This is a genomic window from Rheinheimera sp. UJ63 (genome assembly GCF_021568285.1).
Taxonomy (GTDB): domain Bacteria; phylum Pseudomonadota; class Gammaproteobacteria; order Enterobacterales; family Alteromonadaceae; genus Alishewanella; species Alishewanella maricola.
This window is the reverse complement of sequence record NZ_JAKGTQ010000002.1, coordinates 550,435-573,666: the sequence shown is the minus strand read 5'-3', so window position 1 is coordinate 573,666 and position 23,232 is coordinate 550,435. Positions and strand designations below refer to the sequence as shown.

General features: G+C 46.2%; 20 protein-coding genes. 6 read left to right on the top strand and 14 right to left on the bottom strand.

What is annotated here, in order from left to right:
* Positions 1-10: 10 nt before the first annotated feature.
* Positions 11-3,559 carry a PAS domain-containing hybrid sensor histidine kinase/response regulator gene (locus L1N97_RS08670; RefSeq protein ID WP_236129502.1) on the bottom strand — a complete coding sequence of 1,183 codons (3,549 nt, stop codon included), beginning with the start codon at positions 3,557-3,559 and terminating at the stop codon, positions 11-13.
* 157 nt (positions 3,560-3,716) lie between these two features.
* Here L1N97_RS08670 and L1N97_RS08665 point away from each other — a divergent pair, with 157 nt between their 5' ends.
* From L1N97_RS08665 to L1N97_RS08645, 5 genes are all read left to right on the top strand, one after another.
* Positions 3,717-3,980, top strand: coding sequence for a DUF4212 domain-containing protein (locus L1N97_RS08665; RefSeq protein ID WP_236129501.1), 264 nt, complete (start codon positions 3,717-3,719; stop codon positions 3,978-3,980).
* Positions 3,981-3,985: 5 nt separating this feature from the next.
* Positions 3,986-5,767, top strand: coding sequence for a sodium:solute symporter family protein (locus L1N97_RS08660; protein WP_236129500.1), 1,782 nt, complete (start codon positions 3,986-3,988; stop codon positions 5,765-5,767).
* 93 nt (positions 5,768-5,860) lie between these two features.
* Complete coding sequence (locus tag L1N97_RS08655; RefSeq protein ID WP_229587993.1) at positions 5,861-6,379, top strand: hypothetical protein; 519 nt, start codon at positions 5,861-5,863, stop codon at positions 6,377-6,379.
* 34 nt (positions 6,380-6,413) lie between these two features.
* Complete coding sequence (locus tag L1N97_RS08650; RefSeq protein WP_236129499.1) at positions 6,414-8,234, top strand: putative nucleotidyltransferase substrate binding domain-containing protein; 1,821 nt, start codon at positions 6,414-6,416, stop codon at positions 8,232-8,234.
* Positions 8,235-8,894 (top strand): exonuclease domain-containing protein, encoded by a 660-nt coding sequence (locus tag L1N97_RS08645; RefSeq protein ID WP_236129498.1) that lies wholly within the window; start codon positions 8,235-8,237, stop codon positions 8,892-8,894. It begins immediately after the preceding gene.
* Here L1N97_RS08645 and L1N97_RS08640 read toward each other — a convergent pair.
* The 6 genes from L1N97_RS08640 to L1N97_RS08615 all read right to left on the bottom strand — a co-directional run bounded on the left by L1N97_RS08640 (position 8,891) and on the right by L1N97_RS08615 (position 12,695).
* The gene (locus L1N97_RS08640; RefSeq protein WP_236129497.1) at positions 8,891-9,349 is read right to left on the bottom strand and encodes a DUF1456 family protein; all 459 of its coding nucleotides are present in this window, start codon (positions 9,347-9,349) and stop codon (positions 8,891-8,893) included. The two genes, L1N97_RS08645 and L1N97_RS08640, sit on opposite strands and share 4 nt — an antisense overlap.
* A gap of 76 nt (positions 9,350-9,425) precedes the next feature.
* Positions 9,426-9,986: an elongation factor P gene (gene efp / locus L1N97_RS08635; protein ID WP_442967226.1), complete on the bottom strand. Its 561-nt coding sequence runs from the start codon at positions 9,984-9,986 to the stop codon at positions 9,426-9,428.
* A 32-nt stretch (positions 9,987-10,018) separates the two neighbouring features.
* Positions 10,019-11,176 (bottom strand): elongation factor P maturation arginine rhamnosyltransferase EarP, encoded by a 1,158-nt coding sequence (earP, locus tag L1N97_RS08630; protein WP_236129496.1) that lies wholly within the window; start codon positions 11,174-11,176, stop codon positions 10,019-10,021.
* A 15-nt stretch (positions 11,177-11,191) separates the two neighbouring features.
* Positions 11,192-11,545 (bottom strand): hypothetical protein, encoded by a 354-nt coding sequence (locus L1N97_RS08625; RefSeq protein ID WP_236129495.1) that lies wholly within the window; start codon positions 11,543-11,545, stop codon positions 11,192-11,194.
* On the bottom strand, positions 11,539-12,072 hold the full coding sequence (locus L1N97_RS08620) for a hypothetical protein (protein WP_236129494.1): 534 nt from the start codon (positions 12,070-12,072) through the stop codon (positions 11,539-11,541). Before L1N97_RS08620 ends, L1N97_RS08625 begins: the two co-directional genes overlap by 7 nt.
* A gap of 2 nt (positions 12,073-12,074) precedes the next feature.
* Positions 12,075-12,695 (bottom strand): LysE family translocator, encoded by a 621-nt coding sequence (locus L1N97_RS08615; protein WP_229587983.1) that lies wholly within the window; start codon positions 12,693-12,695, stop codon positions 12,075-12,077.
* Between the two features lie 126 nt (positions 12,696-12,821).
* Between L1N97_RS08615 and L1N97_RS08610 the strand changes: the two genes are divergently transcribed.
* Positions 12,822-13,016, top strand: coding sequence for a DUF3185 family protein (locus tag L1N97_RS08610; RefSeq protein WP_226750001.1), 195 nt, complete (start codon positions 12,822-12,824; stop codon positions 13,014-13,016).
* Between the two features lie 63 nt (positions 13,017-13,079).
* On the opposite strand, the gene glnS is transcribed toward L1N97_RS08610, so the two are convergent.
* The 7 genes from glnS to sucD form a co-directional block, all read right to left on the bottom strand.
* On the bottom strand, positions 13,080-14,744 hold the full coding sequence (glnS, locus tag L1N97_RS08605; RefSeq protein ID WP_229587981.1) for a glutamine--tRNA ligase: 1,665 nt from the start codon (positions 14,742-14,744) through the stop codon (positions 13,080-13,082).
* Positions 14,745-14,860: 116 nt separating this feature from the next.
* Entirely contained in the window at positions 14,861-15,898 is a 1,038-nt protein-coding gene (gene nadR, locus L1N97_RS08600) for a multifunctional transcriptional regulator/nicotinamide-nucleotide adenylyltransferase/ribosylnicotinamide kinase NadR (RefSeq protein ID WP_229587979.1), read from the bottom strand.
* Positions 15,895-16,695 carry a nicotinamide riboside transporter PnuC gene (gene pnuC / locus L1N97_RS08595; RefSeq protein WP_236129493.1) on the bottom strand — a complete coding sequence of 267 codons (801 nt, stop codon included), beginning with the start codon at positions 16,693-16,695 and terminating at the stop codon, positions 15,895-15,897. Before pnuC ends, nadR begins: the two co-directional genes overlap by 4 nt.
* A gap of 30 nt (positions 16,696-16,725) precedes the next feature.
* On the bottom strand, positions 16,726-18,351 hold the full coding sequence (locus L1N97_RS08590) for a tryptophan halogenase family protein (RefSeq protein WP_236129711.1): 1,626 nt from the start codon (positions 18,349-18,351) through the stop codon (positions 16,726-16,728).
* A gap of 14 nt (positions 18,352-18,365) precedes the next feature.
* Positions 18,366-19,157 (bottom strand): hypothetical protein, encoded by a 792-nt coding sequence (locus L1N97_RS08585; RefSeq protein WP_226750006.1) that lies wholly within the window; start codon positions 19,155-19,157, stop codon positions 18,366-18,368.
* Positions 19,158-19,234: 77 nt separating this feature from the next.
* Positions 19,235-22,186, bottom strand: coding sequence for a TonB-dependent receptor domain-containing protein (locus L1N97_RS08580; RefSeq protein ID WP_236129492.1), 2,952 nt, complete (start codon positions 22,184-22,186; stop codon positions 19,235-19,237).
* Positions 22,187-22,355: 169 nt separating this feature from the next.
* The gene (gene sucD, locus L1N97_RS08575) at positions 22,356-23,228 is read right to left on the bottom strand and encodes a succinate--CoA ligase subunit alpha (protein WP_226750008.1); all 873 of its coding nucleotides are present in this window, start codon (positions 23,226-23,228) and stop codon (positions 22,356-22,358) included.
* Between the last annotated feature and the right edge of the window lie 4 nt (positions 23,229-23,232).

The following is a 23,232-nucleotide window of genomic DNA, read 5'->3' as shown; positions in this document are numbered from 1 at the left end:
CAACGAGGGCCTAATTAGCGGCCCTTTTCAGCATTTTAAAATGATTCAGCGTTGCCCGTAACGCCCCCGGTTTAATCGGTTTAGCTAAAAACATCAACGACTCCGCTTTAGCTAAGGCCGCTAAATCAGCTTGAGGTGAGGCCGACACCAAGATGCCATTTACCTCTCCCCAATACTGACGGATCTGCCGATACAGATCTAAGCCATTCAAATGTTGGCCTAGTTGATAATCAATAATAATCACATCCGGTGCGGGATGGTTCGGCGCATAACTGAGTAACTCTTGTTCATCATAAAAACACTGCACATCAGTGATCTGCCATTGCTGTAATAAGACTTTTAACGCCGCTAAGTTAGCCGCATCATCATCGACACACACCACCGACAGCCCTGGTAAGGGCCTTTGCTGCAGGGGGCTAGGCAGAGGCAGATCTTGGCGGCGCTTGCCAAGTACTAACGGCAAGCGAATACTAAACACCGTGCCCTTACCCGGCCAAGACTTCACTAACAACTCATGGCCAAGCAATTTCGCCATCCGATTAACCACTCCCAGGCCCAAGCCCAGCCCTTGTTGGCCTTTAGCCGTGGCATCAATGCGATAAAAGTCTTCAAAAATACGCTGCAGATCTGCCTCACCAATACCCGGGCCAGAATCCCACACTTGCAATAACAAATGATCACCACGTTTGCGACAACCTAGTAAAATGCGTCCTTTATTGGTGTACTTGATGGCATTAGATAACATGTTTTGTAAGATCCGCCGTAAATAAGTGGCATCGGTTTGCACTTGTAACGAGCTGGTTTTTACTGTTAAGGCTAAGCCTTTTTGACTGGCCACCAAGCCATATTCGTCGGCTAATTGCATCAATAATTCTTTTAACGGCACCGGTTGTACATTCGGTTGTAACTTACCATCATCAAGTTTGGCGATTTCTAATAAGGTTGAAATCAGCTCTTCTGAAGCTTTCAGCGAATTATCAAGCTGCGTTAAAATCGCACTTTGTTGCTGCTTGTCGTGAATGCCTGCTAAAGCGGCAGTAAACAAGCGCGCGGCATTTAACGGCTGTAAAATATCGTGGCTGGCTAAAGCAAGAAACCGGGTTTTCGACGCATTCGCCGCTTCAGCTTCGGCTTTTGCTTGCAGTAATTGCTGCTCTGTTTCACGACGACGCCCTACCTCAGCCAGTAACTCCTGGTTCATGTCAGAAATAGTTTGCGTACGCTCATGCACCCGATCTTCTAAGTGTTGCTTCGCCTCGGCTAAGCCCTGCACGGCTTTAACATGGTCCGAGATGTCGGTAAAGCTGGTGACAAAACCGCCGCCAGGGATGGGGTTACCGCGCATTTCAATCACTTTACCATCAGGTCGCACCCGCTGAAAAACATGAGCCGTACCATTTCGCATATGCATAATACGTTTTTCAACGTGCTCATCCGGATCACCAACGCCACAGAGCCCGCGCTCCGCATTAAGCCGCACAATATCTGCCACCGGCCGCCCCACACGTACCATACCATCAGGATAATTAAACATCTCTAGGTAGGATTTATTCCACGCGACCAAATTCAGATCACGATCAACCACACTGACCCCTTGGCTTAAGTGTTCTAGCGTTGAGAATAATATTTTGCGAGAAAATTGAATGGCCTGCGTAGTGTCATCAAACAAGGTGACGACATCTTCAAACGCCAGTTGCCGCCCTTCAAGTACCGCATTAACCATAGTAGAGGCAGACGACGCGCCGATGACCCCAGCGAGTTCACGTTCAACGTGTTCGACTAACCCAACGCTAGGCAAGTCATCCAGTTGCAGAGTCATTTGCTGTTTACGACCAAATTCGGCTAAACATTCTGCGGCACGTTGATTACCAACAAACCGTTCCAGTAAGATTTTTAAATCACTGTTATGAATGCGAATACGCCGCGCTGGCGTATCTTGATGTTTAATCGGTAAATTCGGTTTAACAAAGGCCACCGCCTGTAAGCGATCAAGCAAGTTTACCTTGGTACTTAACGAGACCAACGTATAAGCAAGCACATTAAAGCCCAGCGACACCAAGACACCATGGCTTAACGAATCCAGCTTAATACCAAACATGGCCGTAGGCAGTAGCCAATTCAGCCCAAAGACCCCCTGCTGCATAATGGCGCTGCTTAATACCCCGGCATTCACCAGTTGCGGTAACATTAAGGTGTAAAACCACAACACCATACCAATACTTAAACCCGCATACACGCCATAAGCATTACCACGACGCCAATAAAGCCCGCCAACGACCGCAGGGACTAATTGAATGGTCAGCGCAAAGGCTAACAAACCGGTTTCGGCCAATTCGTAGTTGCGGGCAAAGACACTGTAATACAGATAAGACAGCGCCATCACCACCACGATCATGGTACGCCGTACCACCAAAATTAATAGGCTGTAATCGTGTGATAAACCTTTTTGCTTACTCGACTTTAATAAGCCTGGCATCACCACATCATTACTGATCATCGTGGCTAAAGCTAAGGTCGCAATAATAATCATCGACGTGGCGGCAGAGAAGCCACCGATAAACACTAATACGCTTAAAACGTTCCATTCCATCCGTGAAGGGATTAACAACACAAAGCTATCCGCCAGCTCCAGCATATCGGGAAACAGTTGCATACCGGCCACGGCAATCGGGATCACCACTAAGGTGACTAAAACTAAATAACCGGAAAACCAGCGTCTGGCATGACGTAAATAATGATGTGAGACATTTTCGACAAAGGCGACATGAAATTGTCGGGGTAGCAAAAACACCGCGACCATCGCCAACAGTGTTTTCGTGATAAATTCAACCCAACCGGGTGTGGTCAGTTGTTCTTGCTGCGACACCGAATGTAAGGCAAAAGTGCGAAGCACAGACTGATCAGTATCCATTAAGAACACATACACGGCTATGGACAGCATTAAAAGTGCAAACAACTTCACCACGGATTCGAAGGCGATGGCCACCATCACCCCACGGTTTTGCTCGGTCAGGTGAAGTTTGCGTGTACCAAATAAAATGGCGAAAAACGCCATGGCGATGGCGCTTAATAAGGCACTGTCTTGATACCATGCTAATTTACTGTCATCAAAGCTGCCGCCAAGTAATACCTGATAAGAGCCTGCCACCGCCTTTAATTGCAACGAGATATAAGGGATCACCACAATCAAGCAAACAACGGCCGCCAAAGTGGCGATATTGCTGCGCTTACCATAGCGGGCAGAGATAAAGTCAGCAATCGAGGTCACGTTTTGTTTTTTCGACACATACAACAGCTTAAATAAAAACGGTTGCGCGAAGATAAACAGCAGAATAGGCCCTAAATAAATGGCAATGTAATCCCAGCCGCGGGTCACTGCCGTACCCACTGCGCCATAATAGGTCCAAGAGGTACAATAGACCGCTAACGCCAAGCTATAAATTAAACCGCCATACTTTCGTATTAGACGATCGTCGGCATGGCGTTCACCCCAATTGGCAATTAAAAACAAACCACCGACATACAGTAAGGCTAATAGGGCTACAGTCCACGCAGTCACGGGATTCTCCATTTAGGGTTATCAGCTAACTTTGGTTTTAGTGCGGCACCTTGTCAATGCTTCAGTACAAGTCTTCGACTAAAGTCGGGCTAGCAGAGCAGCTAACTACTGCTACATTAGAATTGCTCGAAAATAAAAACTAAAGGAGACACAACTTATGGCAAATAATAACACGAATGCCGCTGCATATTGGAGCGCTAACCTGCGCCTCATAATCGTAAGCTTGGTGATATGGGCAACCGTATCCTATGGCTTTGGTATTTTACTTCGGCCGTTACTGGCCGGTATTAGCGTTGGCGGTACTGATTTGGGCTTCTGGTTCGCACAACAGGGTTCTATTCTTACGTTTATCGCGTTGATCTTCTTCTATGCCTGGAGAATGAACCAACTGGATAAAGAATTCGGTGTGGACGAGGAGTAAGCAGGATGAGTCAATTTGCAATTAACTTGATATTTGTTGGCGGCTCGTTTGCCCTCTATATCGCAATCGCTATCTGGGCACGTGCTGGCACCACCAAAGAGTTCTATGTCGCCGGTGGTGGCGTAAACCCAGTAATGAACGGTATGGCTACGGCTGCCGACTGGATGTCAGCGGCATCTTTCATTTCTATGGCCGGCTTAATCGCGGCGGGTGGTTATGCCAATTCAACCTTTTTAATGGGTTGGACCGGTGGTTACGTTTTGTTAGCCATGCTATTAGCCCCCTACCTACGTAAATTTGGTAAGTTTACCGTACCTGACTTTATCGGTGATCGCTTTTACAGCACAGGTGCACGCTTAGTTGCGGTAGCTTGTTTGATTATTGCTTCAGTAACTTACGTTATCGGTCAAATGACCGGTGCCGGTGTGGCGTTCTCTCGTTTCCTTGAAGTGAGCAGCGACATGGGTCTGATCATTGCGGCTGTTATTGTGTTTTTATACGCGGTAATGGGCGGTATGAAAGGTATCACTTACACGCAAGTTGCACAGTATGTGGTGCTAATCATTGCTTATACTATCCCTGCAGTGTTTATTTCATTACAACTTACCGGCAACTTCTTACCGCCATTAGGCTTGTTTGGTACCCATATCGAATCAGGAATGCCGTTACTGGCTAAGTTAGATATGGTTGTTCGTGAGTTAGGTTTCCAAGATTACACCGCAGATGTTGATAATAAACTGAACATGGTGCTTTTCACGCTGTCACTGATGATCGGTACTGCAGGTTTACCTCATGTTATTATCCGTTTCTTCACTGTGCCTAAAGTAGCCGATGCGCGTTGGTCAGCAGGTTGGGCATTAGTGTTTATCGCGTTATTGTATTTAACTGCACCAGCAGTTGCGTCAATGGCACGTTTAAATCTGATGAACACCATTTACCCAGCAGGACCCACTGCGGATGCTATTCAGTATGCGGAACGCCCAGACTGGATGAAAACGTGGGAAACAACGGGTTTAATTTCGTTCCAAGATAAAAACGGTGATGGCCGCATTCAAGTGTATAACGATACACCGGCATTTGCTGAAAAAGCCGCAGAACGTGGTTGGAATGGTAACGAGTTGACAGTAAACAATGACATTTTAGTACTGGCCAACCCTGAAATTGCCAATTTACCTGGCTGGGTTATCGGTTTAATTGCAGCCGGTGGTTTAGCGGCAGCGTTATCAACTGCAGCCGGTTTATTGTTAGCGATTTCGTCCGCGATCAGCCATGACTTAATCAAAGGTTCGCTTAAACCAGACATCAGTGAAAAAGGTGAATTACGCGCAGCACGGATTTCCATGGGTGTCGCCATTGTGATAGCGACCTGGTTAGGTATGAATCCGCCAGGCTTTGCCGCACAAACCGTTGCCCTAGCTTTCGGTATTGCCGCAGCCTCTATTTTCCCTGCATTGATGATGGGTATCTTCTCTAAGCGGGTGAATAACAAAGGCGCCATTGCGGGTATGCTGGCAGGTTTAATCTCTACCTGTGTGTATATCTTCTTATACCTAGGCTGGTTCTTCATCCCTGGTACTGCAACCTTTGCTAACATTCCAGCTAACTGGTTGTTTGGTGGTACAGGTTACGGTATTTCACCACTGTCGTTTGGCGCAGTAGGTGCGATGATTAACTTTGCCGTAGCGTTTGCGGTGTCAGCTATGACTGAAGCCCCTCCACAACGGATCCAAGATCTGGTAGAAAGTGTGCGTTCGCCACGTGGTGCAGGCCAAGCCATCGATCATTAACATCGTGGCAGAACATGGCTAGCGTAAGAGCAGCTTGTTCTGCCTCACCCTCGGGCTTTCTCTGGAAAGCCCGAATTTTTTAGGAAGTCCATTATGTTGTGGGAATTAATTGCAACGATTTTTGCAGGTTTAGGCGCAGCAGGAGTCGCCCTAGGCTTACGCTTTATCAGTCGTCAGCGCCTACCTCGTTGGCTCGTCCCCGTGTTTGCTGCGGTGGGTATGCTTAGCTTTCAAATTCACAGTGAATACAACTGGTACAGCCATCAAACAAGCTTATTACCTGAGGGCGTTGCTGTGGTAAAAACCATAGAACAAACCGCGCCATGGCGTCCTTGGAGTTATTTCTATCCTCAAACTTTACGTTTTATCGCCGCCGATGTGGCTAATGCCGCAGTCAATCAGCGCAATTCCGCGCTGGTGTTAGTCGACTTATATTTCTTTGAACGGCGCATGAGTGCCAAACGCGTGCCGCAAGTTGTGCATTGCCAACAAATGGCTCAGGCGGACTTTACCGAAAACTTACAGATCCCCACTGCAGGTGAAGCCTTATCTGCGCAATGGCGTCCATTGTCGGCTACCGATCCCATCATTACCTTGCTATGCGCAAAGTAAAGCCGGCCTAAACGAACTTAAACAGGAGTGCATCATGGAAGTTGCCGAAGTCAGTAAATTTTTAGCGCACACCACCCCCTTTGATCAGTTAGCCGAAGGGCAACTGGCGGATTTAGCAGCGGCGCTGAATGTGTATTATTGCCAAGCTGGCGAAACGGTGGATAACAGCACAGAAAATTTACTGATCGTTCGCACCGGCATTTATGCACTGTACAGCGATCAACAACAATTGCTTACCAAGCTGGAAGAAGGTGATTTTTATGGTTATCAGCTGCTGTTAACCGGCTTGGCTGATAACGATCAACTGATTTGTGAAGAAGATGGTTTATTATTCTGGTTACCGGCCACGGCCTTTCATCAAATGCGCTATCAATATAAAAATATTGATATCTTTTTTCAGCGCTTATTTGGCCGTCGACTACATCAATACAAAGAGCAACAAGGCTCGCGCTTTACCTTAAAAGTATCTGACATTGCCCAAGCGCGCAAAATTGCCATTCATGGTGAACAAACCGTGCAAGCCGCTGCCCAATTAATGACCGAAAAACGCGTCTCCTCTTTATTAATTGAACAAGACGAACGCTTAATTGGAATTTTAACCGACCGCGATTTACGCAGTCGTGTTCTGGCGGACAACTTACCGGCAGCAACACCGGTGAAAGAAGTGATGACGCCAAAACCGCAAACTATTGATAAGCATGCTTATTTGTTTGAAGCAGTCCAACTGATGAGCCGCTTTAATGTGCACCATTTACCGGTGATGGACCAAGGTATTAGCTATGGCATGATCACAACCACAGATGTGATCCGCTCTCAGCAAGATCACCCCGTGTATTTGATTGGTGAGATCCATCGGCAAACCTCGATTGATGGCTTAGAGCATTGCAGCATGCAAATTAATAACTTGGCGCTGATTTTAGGTAAGCAGCAAGTGCCTGCCTATGAAGCGGGTCATATTATTACCACCATCACCGATGCGCTGACGCAGCGTTTAATCAAATTAGCCCAGATTGAGTTTGGCCCCGCGCCCTGCGTATTTAGCTGGTTGTGTTTTGGCTCACAGGCTCGAATGGATCAAAGTATTAATGCCGATCAAGATAACGCCTTATTACTGGAAAAAGAGCCCAGCGGCGAAATTGGCGAGTATTTTGCCAAATTAGCCGATTTTGTCTGCCAAGGTTTGGCTCGTTGCGGTATTACTTTGTGCCCGGGCAATATTATGGCATCGAACCCTGAGCTTAGAATGAGTTTAAAAGGTTGGTCAGGAAAATTTGCGCGCTGGATCTCCTCGCCGACCCCTGACGCTATTCTTAAATCCAGTATCTTCTTTGATATGCGCGTGGTTGAAGGCTCAAAGGGGCTATTTAACGCGCTGCAACACGATATTTTAGCCCGTACTAATCAATCATTATTTTTGTTACAACTGGCACAAACCGCATTACAACGCACGGCACCACTGAGTTTTTTAAAGAACTTTATCTTAGAGCACGACGGAAAACATAAAAAAGGCTTGGATCTGAAAAAACGTGGTATCAGCTTAATTACCGATATCGTGCGGGTGTATGCTCTGGCAAATGGGATCCAGGAGGTGAATACACGTCAGCGTTTAGAGCGCTTGGCGGCAGACGGTATTATGGAAACAAAAGATACCCAAAATTTATCAGACGCTTTTGATATTTTAGCGCAATTGCGTTGGGATAAGCATTTACACGATATTAGCCAAGGCCATGAAGCCAGTAATTTATTGGATCCTGCCGTGCTATCGGGTTTACAACGGCATCAATTAAAAGACAGTTTTGCGGTGATCAACGGCGCACAATCGTCCATGAAACATCGTTACTGTCGAGAAATGTAAATGTTTGGATGGTTACAGAAAAACCCCGAGTTGTATGCCGAAATACTGACGTTTAATCAGGTGGCGTTACCCAGTGCTGACACACCGGCACGCGAGTGTCGTTACTTAGTATTAGATTTAGAACTCACCGGCTTAAATGCCAAACAAGATCATATTGTGAGTATCGGCTGGTTGCCTATTGTTGAGCAACATATTCGGCTGAGTGAAGCACGGCATTACTTAATTGAAGCGCCAGTCAGTGTCGGACAAAGTGCCATTTATCATGGCTTACATGACAGCGACTTAAAAGATGCCCAAGAGTTAGCCGACGTATTACAGTTTTTGCTTAAGCAGTATCCCGGCTATATTTTTGTCGCACATCATTGTCGCTTAGATCGGGCTTTTTTACAGATCGCTTTTCAGCGGCACTTTGGCAAGGCGCCACGCATGCTGTTTCTGGACACGCTGAATATCGAATATCATCGCCTGCAAAAACTGGGATCGCGGCTAGCGACTGATGCCCTGCGCTTACCGCAATGCTTAGCGCGACATCACCTACCGGTGAGTGCACAGCATCATGCCTTAGAAGATGCCTACGGCTGTGCCCTATTGTTTTTAAGCCAATTAAAGAAAAGCCACTCGGCTATCACGCTAGGTGATTTACAACTGCATAGCCGTTAAGGACGCAGCTTAAGCTGTAAGCCTTTTAGCACATTACGCAACACTTGCGCTTGGCATTGCCGATAATGGTGATGATCAGGTTTGCGGAAAAATGCGCTGAGTTCCGCTTTGCCCATGCGAAAATCGGCTAATGACAACAAGGCTAACAGATCATCATCACGCAGCGTAAAAGCGATTTTCAATTTACGTAAAATAATATTGTTATTTAAGCGCGCTTCCGCGATCGGTTGCTCGCCCTCTTTTTGGCCACGTTGACTGCTGATTAAGCCATTTAAAAACTGCGCCAACGCTTGGTCTTCTAATGCTAAAAATACCGTATCTTCTTCTTTTGCCAGCCAGCCAATAATCTGTTCACGACTACACACTAAGCCCCCTAGCGCAAAGGTTGCCGCCATAGTGCTGTTGTTGTAATCCATAATAAAGCGCAGACGACGCAGAATATCGTTATTAGTCATTAGGTGTCCAATCGTTAAACGTTAACAAGCCTCAGCAAAAAAGGCGCTTACGCGCCTTTTTTTTGCTCAGATGCTTTTACTTAGCACGGCTGCGGTATTCGTCGGTGCGCGTATCGATTTCGATACGATCGCCTTCTTCTACGAATGCCGGAACCATCAGCTCAAAACCGGTTTCCAGTTTCGCTGGCTTCATCACTTTACCTGAAGTATCACCACGCGCTGCTGGCTCAGTGTAAGTCACAGTACGCACAACCACTGTGGGTAAATCAACAGAGATAGGACGCTCGTTGTAGAATACCACTGAACATTCCATACCGTCGATTAAGTACTTCAGTGCTTCGCCCATTGATTCAGCTTCGATTTCAAACTGATTGTATTCAGCGTCCATAAATACATACATTGGATCGGCGAAGTAAGAATACGTCACTTCTTTAGTTTCCAACATAACTTGCTCAAATTTGTCATCAGCACGGTAAACTGTTTCCATGCCCTGACCATTAAGCAGGTTTTTCATTTTCATTTTTACTACTGCAGAGTTACGGCCTGATTTGTTAAACTCGGCCTTTAACACTACCATTGCCTCACTTCCAACCATAATTACTTGGCCGGCACGGACTTCTTGTGCTGTCTTCATCATTTGAGAATATCTTCTTGTTAGGAAAAATTGCGCTACATTATAATTTTTTTTTCAGCAAAACGCACGAGGTTGCTAGCAAGATCTCCAAAGCTTTCTAATTTGTTGCGCCATAATTGATTTAGCTGCGCAATTTGTGAGCTAACCAAGGCGAAATCTTGCCAACTGTGTTGCACATCTTGCTCGGTATTCCATTGTAAATGCAATTTTTGTACAACACTTGCCAGCTCGGCGGGAAACTCCGCTGTATAACGTGCTAAAAAAGCGGATAACTTATCAATATGCGCTTGCTCTGCTTGCCGATAGATTTGCCAAATAAAAGGCTTAGCCGCCCACTGCGCTCGGATCACGGAGTCTTCACCGCGTACAAAATTAATATCGCAGGCACTGAGTAAATAATCGTATTGGGGCTGCGGTAAAAACGCCAATAAATGCACCGTCAACGATCCCGCTTGCCAGGGTTGCTCAAGGCTTAAACCTGGCAGTAATTGTTTGGCTTGGTCGGCCAAAGCCCCTAACGGAATAACACATAACACCGGGCGGTCATACTCTTGCCATAATGCCAATAAACTGCCCAATGCTTGCTGGGTGTAAGCAAACAACGACACTTTTAAGGTGTTTTCATCTGTTAAGCTGATGCCTAATTGTTGCCAAAAGTGTTGCTGGGCCAACGCATCTTGTTGAAAGGCACTTAATTGTGCAATCCTACCCTGCTCACACAGTAAGCCGCCGGTTTTTTCACTAAAACCGGGGAAAAAGAAATACTTAATTAAGGGTAACTGCGGCTGTGGTGAGGCCATAGTATGGCACGCTTCAATCCAGCTCTCAGCAGATAAGTATTCTAAGTTCAGCCACAGCGGTTTCACTGCTTGCTGCGCCATTTGCTGCTGATAAGCAAAAGGAATAGTACAGGCTAACGCCTCAACCACTACGGTGCCAGGAGTCGTACTCTGCCATGGCGTTTGCACTTGCCAATGACAAATCAGCACACCTGCCTGCTGTTGCTCTGTCAGGTTGGGATCGATTGCAGGGCATAGCCGCTGAAAACTGACTAAATCATCGACCCACAAGCGCACAGCCAGCCCATGCTCGGCGACCAACTGCCGACTTAAACGCCAACAAATGCCAATATCACCAAAGTTATCGACCACGGCACAAAAAATATCCCAACGTTGCTGCTGCGCTAACCTCATGACCCAACTTCTCCATTAAAAGACATAATGCCGCAGCAGTAAACTGAGCATGCGCAGCAATAATAACAGCCAGCTAAATAAGATCAGGCTCAGTAAGAACGCCAGTAAATATTGGCCGCTGCGATAAAATAACCGCCGAAAAAAGCCGGCGGGTTGTAACGGCGCTTTGCTGAACAAGGCACTGATTAACCAGCAACAAAGGCAAGACAACAACGCGACCGACAGCCCTAACAAGGCATGCGGATTCAAAGCATTAGGAGCAAAAATTAAGCTGCCAATTATCAGCAAAGCGATACCGCATGCCAACACTAAATACCAAGTTTGCCAAGGAGACAACCAGCTTGCTAAGCGCCGATACAGGCTTAGCACTTTGCCACCTCAGCACTTAGTAGCGCGCGGGGGTACAACGGCAAAATACCCGATTGCCCTAATAAATCCCCGACTACCCAAATCTGTTGAAAGGGATGCTGATGCGGTAACTGTAACTTGTGGCAATGCGCCAACATATCTGCGCGACGCCACAGCGGATTCGCATTACGGATCACCAGCCAAACTCGCTCGCTGTCATAATGCTTTTCTGCTTTATTAGCAATAATCCGATTCAGTGCTGCTAACAAACGCTGTGCTGCCGGTACGCGCAGCAACGCCATTAATTCTTGATGGGTTTGTTGGCTCAGTGCTCGCCCTAAAATATGCATGGCTTCTGCTTCACTGCCATATAAGTGGGCAATTTCTAAATCAAGTTTTTGATCGTCATAATAACAAGACACATCGGGGCGCGCCGGCTCGTTATGCCAAATATGCCGCATTTTAACGGCAAAACGTTGCTCATACAGCCGCATAAAAATGCGAGCGGCTTCATGCTCTAGCGCAATTTTTTCTGCAGCACCATTCATCGTTAAACCGTACTAAAATAGAACTGCCATAACTCCAGGAGCACGGGCAGCACAGACAATAATAAAATAACGCCCATAGCGGCATTAAATAGCCGCTGCGCGAAGGTGTTATTTAACAGCTTTTTTAACACCACACCAAACAACAACCACACGCCGACACAAGGAAAGGCCATTAGTAAAAAGGCCAAAGTAATGCTGCTTACTTCTAACCAATAAACCCCGCCCACGCTGGTAAAAGCCGCCATCGCGCCAGAAGCCATCACCCAGGCCTTGCCGTTAATCCACTGAAACAGCACCGCCTGCCAAAAGCTCATGGGTTTGCTTTTACCCGTGGCAATACTTTGTGGATGGGCGCTGGCAATTTTCCAAGCCAGGTATACCAGGTAAACCGTACCCAGCACTTTAATCAGTTGATGTAGATGAGGAAAGCGTTCAAACACCACTGCAAAACCTAAACCGACCAACAACACCATGAACGGGAACCCCAGGCAAATACCCAGCCAATGCGGTAAGCTGGCTTTAATGCCATAGTTAACGCCAGACGACATCATCATCACGTTATTTGGCCCGGGCGTAATCGTGGTTGAAAAGGCGAAAAATAACACGGCCCAAAAGATTTCCATGCTGTACTCCTGCTGCAAATTGTCGCCGACCTTAAGCCAACAATGTCATACCGATAGTTATATGCTACATTTACTTCCAAGTTGTTTGTTAACAGCTTAGGCACTTTCATCATACAGGAGAAGTAAATGAATAAGATTATTGGATTAGCTTTGTTAGTTGCCGGCGCCATTTTATTATATTTTGGCTATACCGAGTATCACTCTACTGCCTCTCAAGTCACTGAAGTGGTGACTGGCAACCCAACCGATAATGCCATTTGGTTTCTCGTTGGCGGCGCCATCGCGGCGATTGTTGGCTTAGGGATGCTCTTTAAAAAATAACAGCCGCTAAGCGGCCGTTATTAGGTTGAACGCTAAGGCAGCCGTTTCCTGCTGCCTTAGGGCTTACTCTTCTTCTTTACCCCAGCTATCACGTAACCCTACTGTACGATTAAATACCAGTTTAGCTGCGCTAGAATCTTGGTTATCCGCACAATAATAGCCTTCACGCTCAAACTGATAAGCCTGTTCGGCCACGGCTGTCGCTAACGATGGCTCGACAAAACCATGCTTAATCACTAAGGATTGTGGATTAACAGTACTGATGAAATCTTCTTCAGCTGCAGGGTTAGCCACACTGAATAAACGATCGTAAACCCGGAACTCTGCGGCTAACGCTTGCGTTTGCTCTACCCAATGGATCACACCACGCACTTTGCGACCATCAGCCGGGTTTTCACCTAGTGTCTCAGGTAAGTAACTGCAATTTAACGCAATAATATTACCGGCATCGTCTTTAATCACTTCGTCTGCGTGAATCACATAGGCATTACGTAACCGTACATCACCACCAGAGACTAAACGTTTATATTTTTTATTGGCTTCTTCACGAAAATCAGCACGATCAATATAAAGTTCACGGCCAAATGGCACTTGGCGCTCACCCATCTCATTTTTAGGATGATTAGGCGCGGATAACCACTCAATTTTATCTGCTGGATAATTCGTGATAGTGACCTTGATCGGATCAAGAACGGCCATCGCCCGCGGTGCTGACGTGTCTAAATCTTCACGAATACAGGCTTCTAACGCGCTCATTTCAATAACGTTATCTTGCTTCGTCACACCGATACGCTTAGCAAACTCACGAATGGCGGCGGCGGTAAAGCCACGACGGCGTAAACCGGCGATCGTCGGCATACGTGGGTCATCCCAGCCTTGTACCACTTGCTCTGCCACTAAGGTTTGTAATTTACGCTTACTCATCACTGCATATTCAAGGTTTAAACGCGAAAATTCAATTTGCTGTGGATGACATGCAATACTGATGTTATCTAAGATCCAATCATATAAACGACGGTTGTCTTGAAACTCCAGCGTACATAACGAGTGCGTAATACCCTCTAACGCATCAGAAATACAATGGGTAAAGTCATACATTGGGTAAATGCACCACTTGTCACCCGTTTGATGGTGATGCGCAAATTTTACCCGGTAGATAACCGGATCGCGCAAACAGATAAAAGAGGAGCTCATGTCGATTTTTGCACGTAATGAGCACTCACCTTCTTTAAAACCACCAGCCCGCATTTTTTCAAATAAGGCTAAGTTTTCTGCTGGGCTGGTATCACGATATGGGCTAGGTTTACCTGGCTGGGTTAAATTGCCACGGTATTCGCGCATTTGCTCGCCATTTAAGAAACAGACATAGGCTAAGCCTTTGTTGATTAACTCCACCGCATAGCCATATAGCTGTTCGAAGTAATCTGATGAGTAACGCACATCGCCAGACCACTCAAAACCTAACCAGCTAACGTCACGTTTAATCGACTCAACAAACTCGACGTTTTCTTTTTCAGGGTTAGTATCATCAAAACGCAGATTACACTGCCCCTGATAATCTTGCGCAATGCCAAAATTCAAACAAATAGACTTAGCATGACCAATATGCAGGTAACCATTAGGCTCAGGCGGGAAACGGGTTTGAACGCCACTGTGCTTACCATTGGCCAGATCGGCATCAATAATTTGCCGTATAAAATTCGTTGGGCGCGAAATGACGTCCGACATAATACTTGGTGTCCTTTTATTCTACGAGAACCGAAAAATGATGTGGCATTATAACAGCCGAACCGGCGCTGACTACTGCTGGTCAGCACTGTTTGCAAAGATTTTAATCAGCAAGGCTATTTTTGCAATAATGCATCAACCGCACTGATGCAACTCTCTAACCGTTCGTAATAATCAGCCGAGCTAATACGTAAGATACGATCTGCAGGAAAACCATACTGCTGATACAAGTCGAGCAACTGCTGAAAGCTTTGTTGGCGTACGTGCGGCGAACCTAATTCGCGCATGCCATCCGCTACCCAGGGCACGGTCGGCTCCAGCGCGATGATTAAGTCATATTTCAGCGGATCAATAAAACTCTCGATACGACTAGCGACATTGCCTAAAAACACCTGACTGAAAAAAGCAGTGACCACCGCATCAGTATCGAAAAAACAGACCTTGTTGGCACTACGTAAGGCATGCCAATCTTGCTCGTATTGCAAATGGGTAATACGATTGAAATCTTCTAAATTAAATAAATCGCCATTGCCGCCCACCACGTCTTCTTGATAATCACGCCCCAGCTCTTCTGACCAAGAAGTACAATATACTTTGGCGAGCTTGCGGGTTAAGGTGGTTTTACCGCAAGACTCAGGCCCGGTGATCAGCACTTTACGCGCAAAAAACGGCCGAGCAGCACCGGCAATATAATCCCAGTGTAAATAGGGTCGGTTGCGAATTTCAGTGCCACTGATCGGCCATTGGGTGCGTTGCGGATCTAACACCCGATAATCGATGTTAGGAAAATGCTGCTGATGACCGGCACGATAATCTTCTTCGCCACCAAATATCACTGCAAACGGCTCTGGCACGGTGTGTTGTAACAACCCGGCATATTCTCCCCAACCTTGCGGAAACGCAGGGATCGCATCTTCGTTTTGCAGCAATACCCGGATCCCCAAGCCTTGCAGCTCTTGCGACAACCAACGCTGACGAAGTACACCGTCAATATAAGGAATACCGGCAACCCGACATAACTCACCATCTTCATGGCTTCGCTCACTGATCACCACGTACAGTTTGTCACACAGTGCATGTGCGCGCAGTATCGCGGTTAAGTGGCCACGATGAGGCGGTAAAAACTTCCCTGGAAAAACGCCTACTTTACTCAATGCTCTGATGCTCCTTTGTGCCAGCTAATCATGCCGTAAATCGAATTCATTAAAAATGCGCTCCACATTAATAAGGTGGGTACCGCATAGGCTGTTGCACTTGGATCCGTTAGCAATACCAAACTCCAAGCAAACAACGTTAAGACATTGGTCAGGATCCAAAATGGCCACTGCGCCGCATACATGCGGATCATCAATAATTGCGCGGCAATTTGTAATACCACCGTCGCGCTATCCAGCAGTGGACCGCTAAACGTCAGCCCGGTTAATTCGCGTAAGCTGGCATACACCTGTGAATTACGCTGTAAGGCTTCACTAATAAAGCCGTCGAGCTCGGCTAATACCGCGGTAAGTGCCGCAATCCCCAGTACAACTAAAGCCAACACCCAAAACCAATGCCGCCCTAACCGCCGCATCTTGATGATCTGACTTTCAGCGCAAAGATGTTGACGCCAGCTAAAATAAATAAAAAATTGCGCAGGTAAAAAGTAAAACCAATTAATTAACCAATCACCATAATAGCCCGAGGTCCAAGCGAGCAAACCGTAGCTACTGGCACTGATCAGCCCCCAAATCCAGTTCGACATCAAGCCTTTGGCGACCATCACCACGCACAAGACACCACTGATGGCACTCAGCGGGCTGATAAACCAATTTAGGGTTATTGACCCATAGCTCTGCCAATCCGTGCTTTGCCAACTAAACCAAATTGTACTGCTCAAAATAATACATAAAAACCAATGTAACCAGCGTCGCTCTAGGCGGTTTAAACGCTGTAAATCTGCCCATAGCAACATCTGTTTGCTCCGTGACACGCTAATGTCAGATTAGACCCAACCCGCAGGTTTGGACTCAGTCGCATAGGTTGGCATACCAACGGCTTGCTGTAACCAATGCGCATGCGGCGGCAATTTGTGTCGTGCCATTTGTAAGCGCTGTAATATTGCTCGGTGAATTTGCGTTGCCGGTAAATTCGGCCCGTAACGTTCTGCACAATGCGCTCGCAGGTAATCCATACCATATAAAATGCATTGATAACTTTCGTGATTCCACAGCCCGCCGGTATCAACCGCCGCGCGCATATCACTGAAACCATCATGACTGCCCTGTGGATCCATCCCCGGGAACCACTGATCCTGAAAATCATGGGCACTAGGCGGTTTGACTTTCCAAAATGCTAACTTGGCTTTTAAACGCTCGGTAATTCGCTCCGGTTTTTGTACTTCTCGCCAAAAAGCGGTGTCGGTGCGCTGTGTCATGCAATAGTGCATATTGATAAAATCGAGAATTTCATAAAAGCGATTAGATAAGATACGATTATAACGACTGGCCAGCAGCGGCATATCTTCAGCGGCAAACGGAAAATGCTCCGCTAAGGTGACGGCGCCTAAATCACTGAGATATAAACCGGTTGATTCCAGCGGTTCAATAAAGCCTCCCGATAAGCCAATGGCCACACAGTTACCTTGCCAGTTTTGTTTACGCCGGCCGACTTTAAAATTAACCACCCGATGCGGCAAATCTTCACACCCCACCCCTTGATAAGCACGCATTTCACGCTCAGCCTCTTCAATACTAATAAAAGCACTGCTATGAACATAACCGACTGACCGTTGGTTTTGCATGGGGATATCCCAGATCCAACCATTGGATAATGCGGTGGCCGTAGTATAAGGCCGCACCATACCCGGATAGAACCGATCATAAGGAATATGCATGGTAATGGCGCGATCGCAGAGCAACCACTGGGAACAATCTTCAAAACCGACACCGAGTTGTTTTTCAATTAATTTGGCACTAAAACCGGTGCAATCGACAAATAAATCTGCCGCCAGCGTTGCCCCTTGATCGGTGACGATAGCGCCAATCTGCTGCTCGGCCTTCATTTGCACGTCTTGCAGATTGGCCAGGGTATGTTTAACCCCCCGCGCCACGGAAAAATCACGCAAATAATCGGCAAACTTTTGCGCATTCATATGATAAGCATAATTAAGCGGTGGGCCCATATCCCATTGCCCAAGCATTTTTGGCGCTAAACCCATCTCACATATAATCGGTTGTGCTGAGCAGGTTTCCATAAAGGGAATACTGCGATCACTGCGCAGCCATTCTTCGGCTAAATGGTCTAAGGGTTGCGTACGCATACTGCTAAAAGGATGGTGATAGAACGTATTATCGTTGTGTACCCAGTTGGCGTACTTAATTGACTGCTTAAAAGTCGCATCGGTCGCGCGCATAAATTCCATTTCATCAACGCCAATTACCGCTAACAGATGACGCATAGAAGGGATCGTTGCTTCACCCACTGAAATGCGTGGAATATCAGGAGACTCCAATAAATGGATATTCACGCGAGGTTCACGGCCTGCTTTATTTAATGCGCCATTAAGGTAGGCTGCCGTCATCCAACCGGCTGAACCGCCGCCAACAATTAATACTTGCGGTCGCTGCATCACCGACTCTCCTGTTAGTAATAACCTAAAATATGCCGCAAACCTGGCGCAGCATATTCGACTAAACGTTTTTGCATATCGGGTAATTCGTCTGGGATCTCGGCACTGATCCCAGCCAGATTCTCTCTATAGGTGCCGCTCTGCTGGCGATCTGAACCCAGTTCAATACGGCGGCGCCAATCTTCGGGTAAGCAACCGTTGACTAATACTGGCTGCAATAACTCAGTAAAATACTGCTCAGCGGCGGGCGTATCGAGTTTTTTTAAATGGGTAATCACATCTTCATAACGCACTAATTTGATGCCGGTGCCTAACCAAGCAACGGCGTTATGGCTATAAATTTCTTGTAAGGTAGGCGCCTTTTGATAAATGCCAAAGATCATCATATTGAGCATTTCATTAATTTTAATGCGACCGCCTTTTAAATGGTCCATCTGCCCTTGAAAGGTATCCGATAAAAAGAAGCGTGCACGCGCTAATACCCAGTCATAAGGGTCACGCACAATAATATATTGCACCGCTTTTTGCGTGGCTAAGGCCGATTCATCCGAAAACAGTAAGTGCCCCCAACTTAACATCGGCTTGGCCGGATTAAACGCCGGCAGACACTGGCGCAAGTTAGGAATTTGCACAAAAGCGTCATGATATTGTTGTGCAACAGGAACAAACATCCGGAAAATATTACGCAACAAATGTGTACCGCACTTAGGCACTGAGTTTAAAAACACCGGTTGCGTTAAAGCTGGCTGGTTAAATTGTGGATTAAGATCGTTCAAAGTATCAGGCTTGGCAAACACGCGAGGCATGAGGCTGGTTTCCAACAACAAGACTAGAAAAAAAGGAAAATGCCGACCTAAGTCGGCATTTTTACTCACACTTATAATTAGAAATTATAAGACATATTTAAGAACACCCGACGACCTAACCAGTCATATTGACTGTAAAACGCTGAGGTGCCTAAGCGACTAATACTACTTACAGAACTCACTTTTGGTGGTTCTTTATCAAACGCATTTGATACACCCAAAGTTACGTCTAAGCCAACATCAGTAAAGTCTTTTGTTAGTGAGAAAGTATGGTAAACCACAGAATCAGCAGCAGCTACTACTGTAATAGCCTGATCTCGGTATTCTGGGTTGTTTACATATCTTTCATTAGAAACTGAACCAACGTAGCGAGCAATCCAGTTAACCGACCAGTCTTGATATTCTAAGCCAACGAACAGATTGCCCACATCTTTCGGACTGCCAAAGTCTCCTGTGCGATCATCTGGTGTGCTGGTTGGAAACAATTGACTCGCTGCTTCTAATTGACGGGTATGTTGATAACTGGCACTGAAACGACCAATTTTAGTATCAGTAGCATAACCTAATGTTACATCAAAACCGCGATTAACTTGGTTTGCAATGTTTAGATAACCACCACGAACATTAGTAATGCGTAAATCGACAGGATCGCGGTCAAACTGAGTACATAGTGGTTCCGTGCTAAAGTTTTCAGAGATATAGCAGTTATACACTATCTCGCCTGCTGAAAGATTAGTGACTTCACCGGTAATTTCAATATTAAAATAATCAATTGATGCACTGATATCATGGTTGTCAAAGTCAGGGGTCCATACTAAGCCTATGTTCTCTGAAATTGATGTTTCAGCGGTTAACTGCCCAGCTCCACCACCCGTCGTAACGGTGGCAGTAATAGCACCACCACCATAATCACCGGGGATACCGTCAGCAGCACAGTTTGCTGCTATACGTGGATCAACTGTACCACCGGCGCTATCAGCCCAACGAATACACGTATCAATTGCTCTTTGTGAAGCAAAGCTCGTTTGATTATTTAAATATAATTCAAATAATGCCGGTGAACGGAACGAGGTACCCCGTGAAGCGCGCACCCGCACGCCATCGACGATGGTCCAGTTTATACCCGCTTTATAGGTATTATCACCGCCATAAGAAGACACATCGGTGTAACGGCCTGAGATGGTTAAATCTAACGCTTGAATACCCGGTAAATCACGTACTAATGGCACTTGGAACTCAGCAAATACCGCACGGCTGATATGTGAACCGGCAGTAATACCAGCCGAGGTTTGGCCCCAAGTATTTTCACGTAAGGTCTCTTCGCCAGGGACGTCATTGATTGAGTCTTTTTGGAACTGGAAACCGACCGCAGTACCGATAAAGCCGGCGGGTAATTCAAATAAATCACCCGAAATAAAACCTTCAACTGATTGTTGTTTATAAACAGTATTACCCGTTTGCTCACCAAACAAGAAATCACGGATTTCAGGTGAAATGTTACCAGCTAAGAATTGTGGATCTAACCAAGGCACATCCACACAAGGCACGCCACGGATCGGTGTTGTTTCACCTACGCAAGAACCCGGAACAAAGTTGTAAGGGGTGATCGCGTCTTCATAAATCAGTTTCGATTTATAATCACCGCTGCTATGGCTATTTTGATAAGCCACATCATAATACCAGTTACCAATATCACCATTAATACCGGCGACAAAACGGCGGTAATCCACGGTGATTTTATCACCAGAGTGATCGGTAATGGCCGTTGGGCTTAACCACTGTGCCCCCGTCCAACCGGCACTTAATGGATCACCAGCAAAGAAGTTTTCGTTGTACTGATAATTCCAAAATTGGCGATAGCCGTTGGTGGTGGTTTGACGGCGATTTAATAACACTTCACCGTATAAACTGGTGGTGTCATTTAATTCATAATCACCTTGTGCATACACGGTCATTAATTCGTTTTTCGGGATCAGTGTTTCTAAATCTTGAAACGGGTGATCTGCGTTAGTGACGGAATCTGACAAACGATCATAAGCCACCGGGAACCAACCGGGTGGTGTTACCATAAAGTCCGGATTGTTGGGATCAGTTGCAAACCCAGGAATATACTGACCTAAGTTACCATCATAATCATATTGCGCTTTAGCACCCGCTGGGACGTTGCCGCCATCACGTTGATAATCGTAAATCCAAACATGACCCCATAATAAATCGTTACAATGATAGCTGCCGGTACGCGGATCAATTGGGTCTACGCGTTCATTAGTTGCAGGATCAAAATAGTAACGCTCGGCACAGTTAAAGAAGCTACGCTGACCTTGTGCTAATTCTTGCTGCACTTTGTAATCACCGACAATACGGAATGAACCACGGCCAAAGGTTTTGCCGTAAGTACCGTTTAATTGATACGTTTCACCGCCTTCTTCCAAAGGCTGTGAGGTATTAAAGTTAATGGTACCTTCATCACCCTTCTTCGTAATAATGTTGATAACACCGGCCACGGCGTCAGAACCATATAACGAAGAAGCGCCATCTTTTAAGATTTCAATACGATCAATTGCCGATAAAGGCAGAATGTTCGGATCAAAAGAAGCTACCTGGCCACGCGTACCCGCTGGGCCAGCACGACGACCGTTTAATAAAACTAGCGTACGGTTTGCACCTAAACCGCGTAATGAAATGCTTTCTGAACCGACACCACCTTCAGTAACAAACGCCGTAGAGGCCGCAGCGGTAATTTGGTTTGAACCTGCAGCAACCGTGGAATTACGTAATAACTCACCTAAGTTGCTAATACCCTGACTGGCAGCAACACTGGCATTAATCACTTCAATTGGCGCAGCTTGATCTAAACCGTCGGTACGAATACGTGAACCGATAATTTGAATACGTTCGGCTTTTTCATCTGCTTTGGGCGCGTCAGCTTCTGCTTCTTGGGCGTGAACTTGAAAAAGTGAACCGGCCAGCACACAGCTTATCGCTATGGAAAGCGGCTTAATTTTGGAATCTGATGGCATTATTCTCATAGGAATTTCCCTGATTATTATTAGTAAAATAACAGTAAAGCTGAATGGACACTTAACCGCTCTCTCCATGTTAGATAACTGACTCTAAAAATCAACCCCCAACTGTAATTCAAAGGTATTAGACATAAAAAAACCCGCTAAAAGCGGGTTTTTCGGCTAACAAGCTAGATTACCAGCCCGTTAATTCTTTCAGGGCTTGACCGATATCCGCTAAGCTCTTCACGGTTTTAACACCGGCGTCTTCTAAAGCAGCGAATTTTTCATCCGCAGTACCTTTACCACCAGAGATGATCGCACCAGCATGACCCATGCGCTTACCTGCAGGTGCAGTCACACCAGCAATGTAAGATACAACAGGTTTAGTCACATGCTGTTTGATATAAGCAGCCGCTTCTTCTTCTGCAGAACCACCGATTTCGCCGATCATGACGATAGCTTCAGTTTGTGGATCTTCTTGGAATAACTTCAGAATATCAATGAAGTTAGAACCTGGAATTGGATCACCACCGATACCAACACAAGTAGACTGGCCAAAACCGTAATCTGTGGTTTGTTTAACCGCTTCATACGTCAGAGTACCTGAACGCGAAACGATACCCACTTTACCTGGCTTATGAATGTGACCTGGCATGATGCCAATTTTACATTCGCCTGGCGTGATAACGCCTGGGCAGTTAGGGCCGATCAGCACGACGCCTAACTCGTCACATTTCACTTTGGCATCTAACATATCTAAAGTTGGAATGCCTTCCGTGATACAAACGATCAGCTTAATGCCGCCATTTGCCGCTTCTAAGATAGAATCTTTACAAAATGCCGCAGGTACATAGATGACTGATGCCGTTGCACCCGTAGTTGCTACCGCTTCTGCTACGGTGTTAAACACCGGTAAACCTAAATGCGTTTGACCGCCTTTACCCGGAGTTACACCGCCAACCATTTTTGTGCCGTAAGCAATGGCTTGTTCAGAGTGGAATGTGCCTTGTGCACCAGTAAAACCCTGACAAATAACTTTGGTATCTTTATTAATTAAAACGCTCATTACT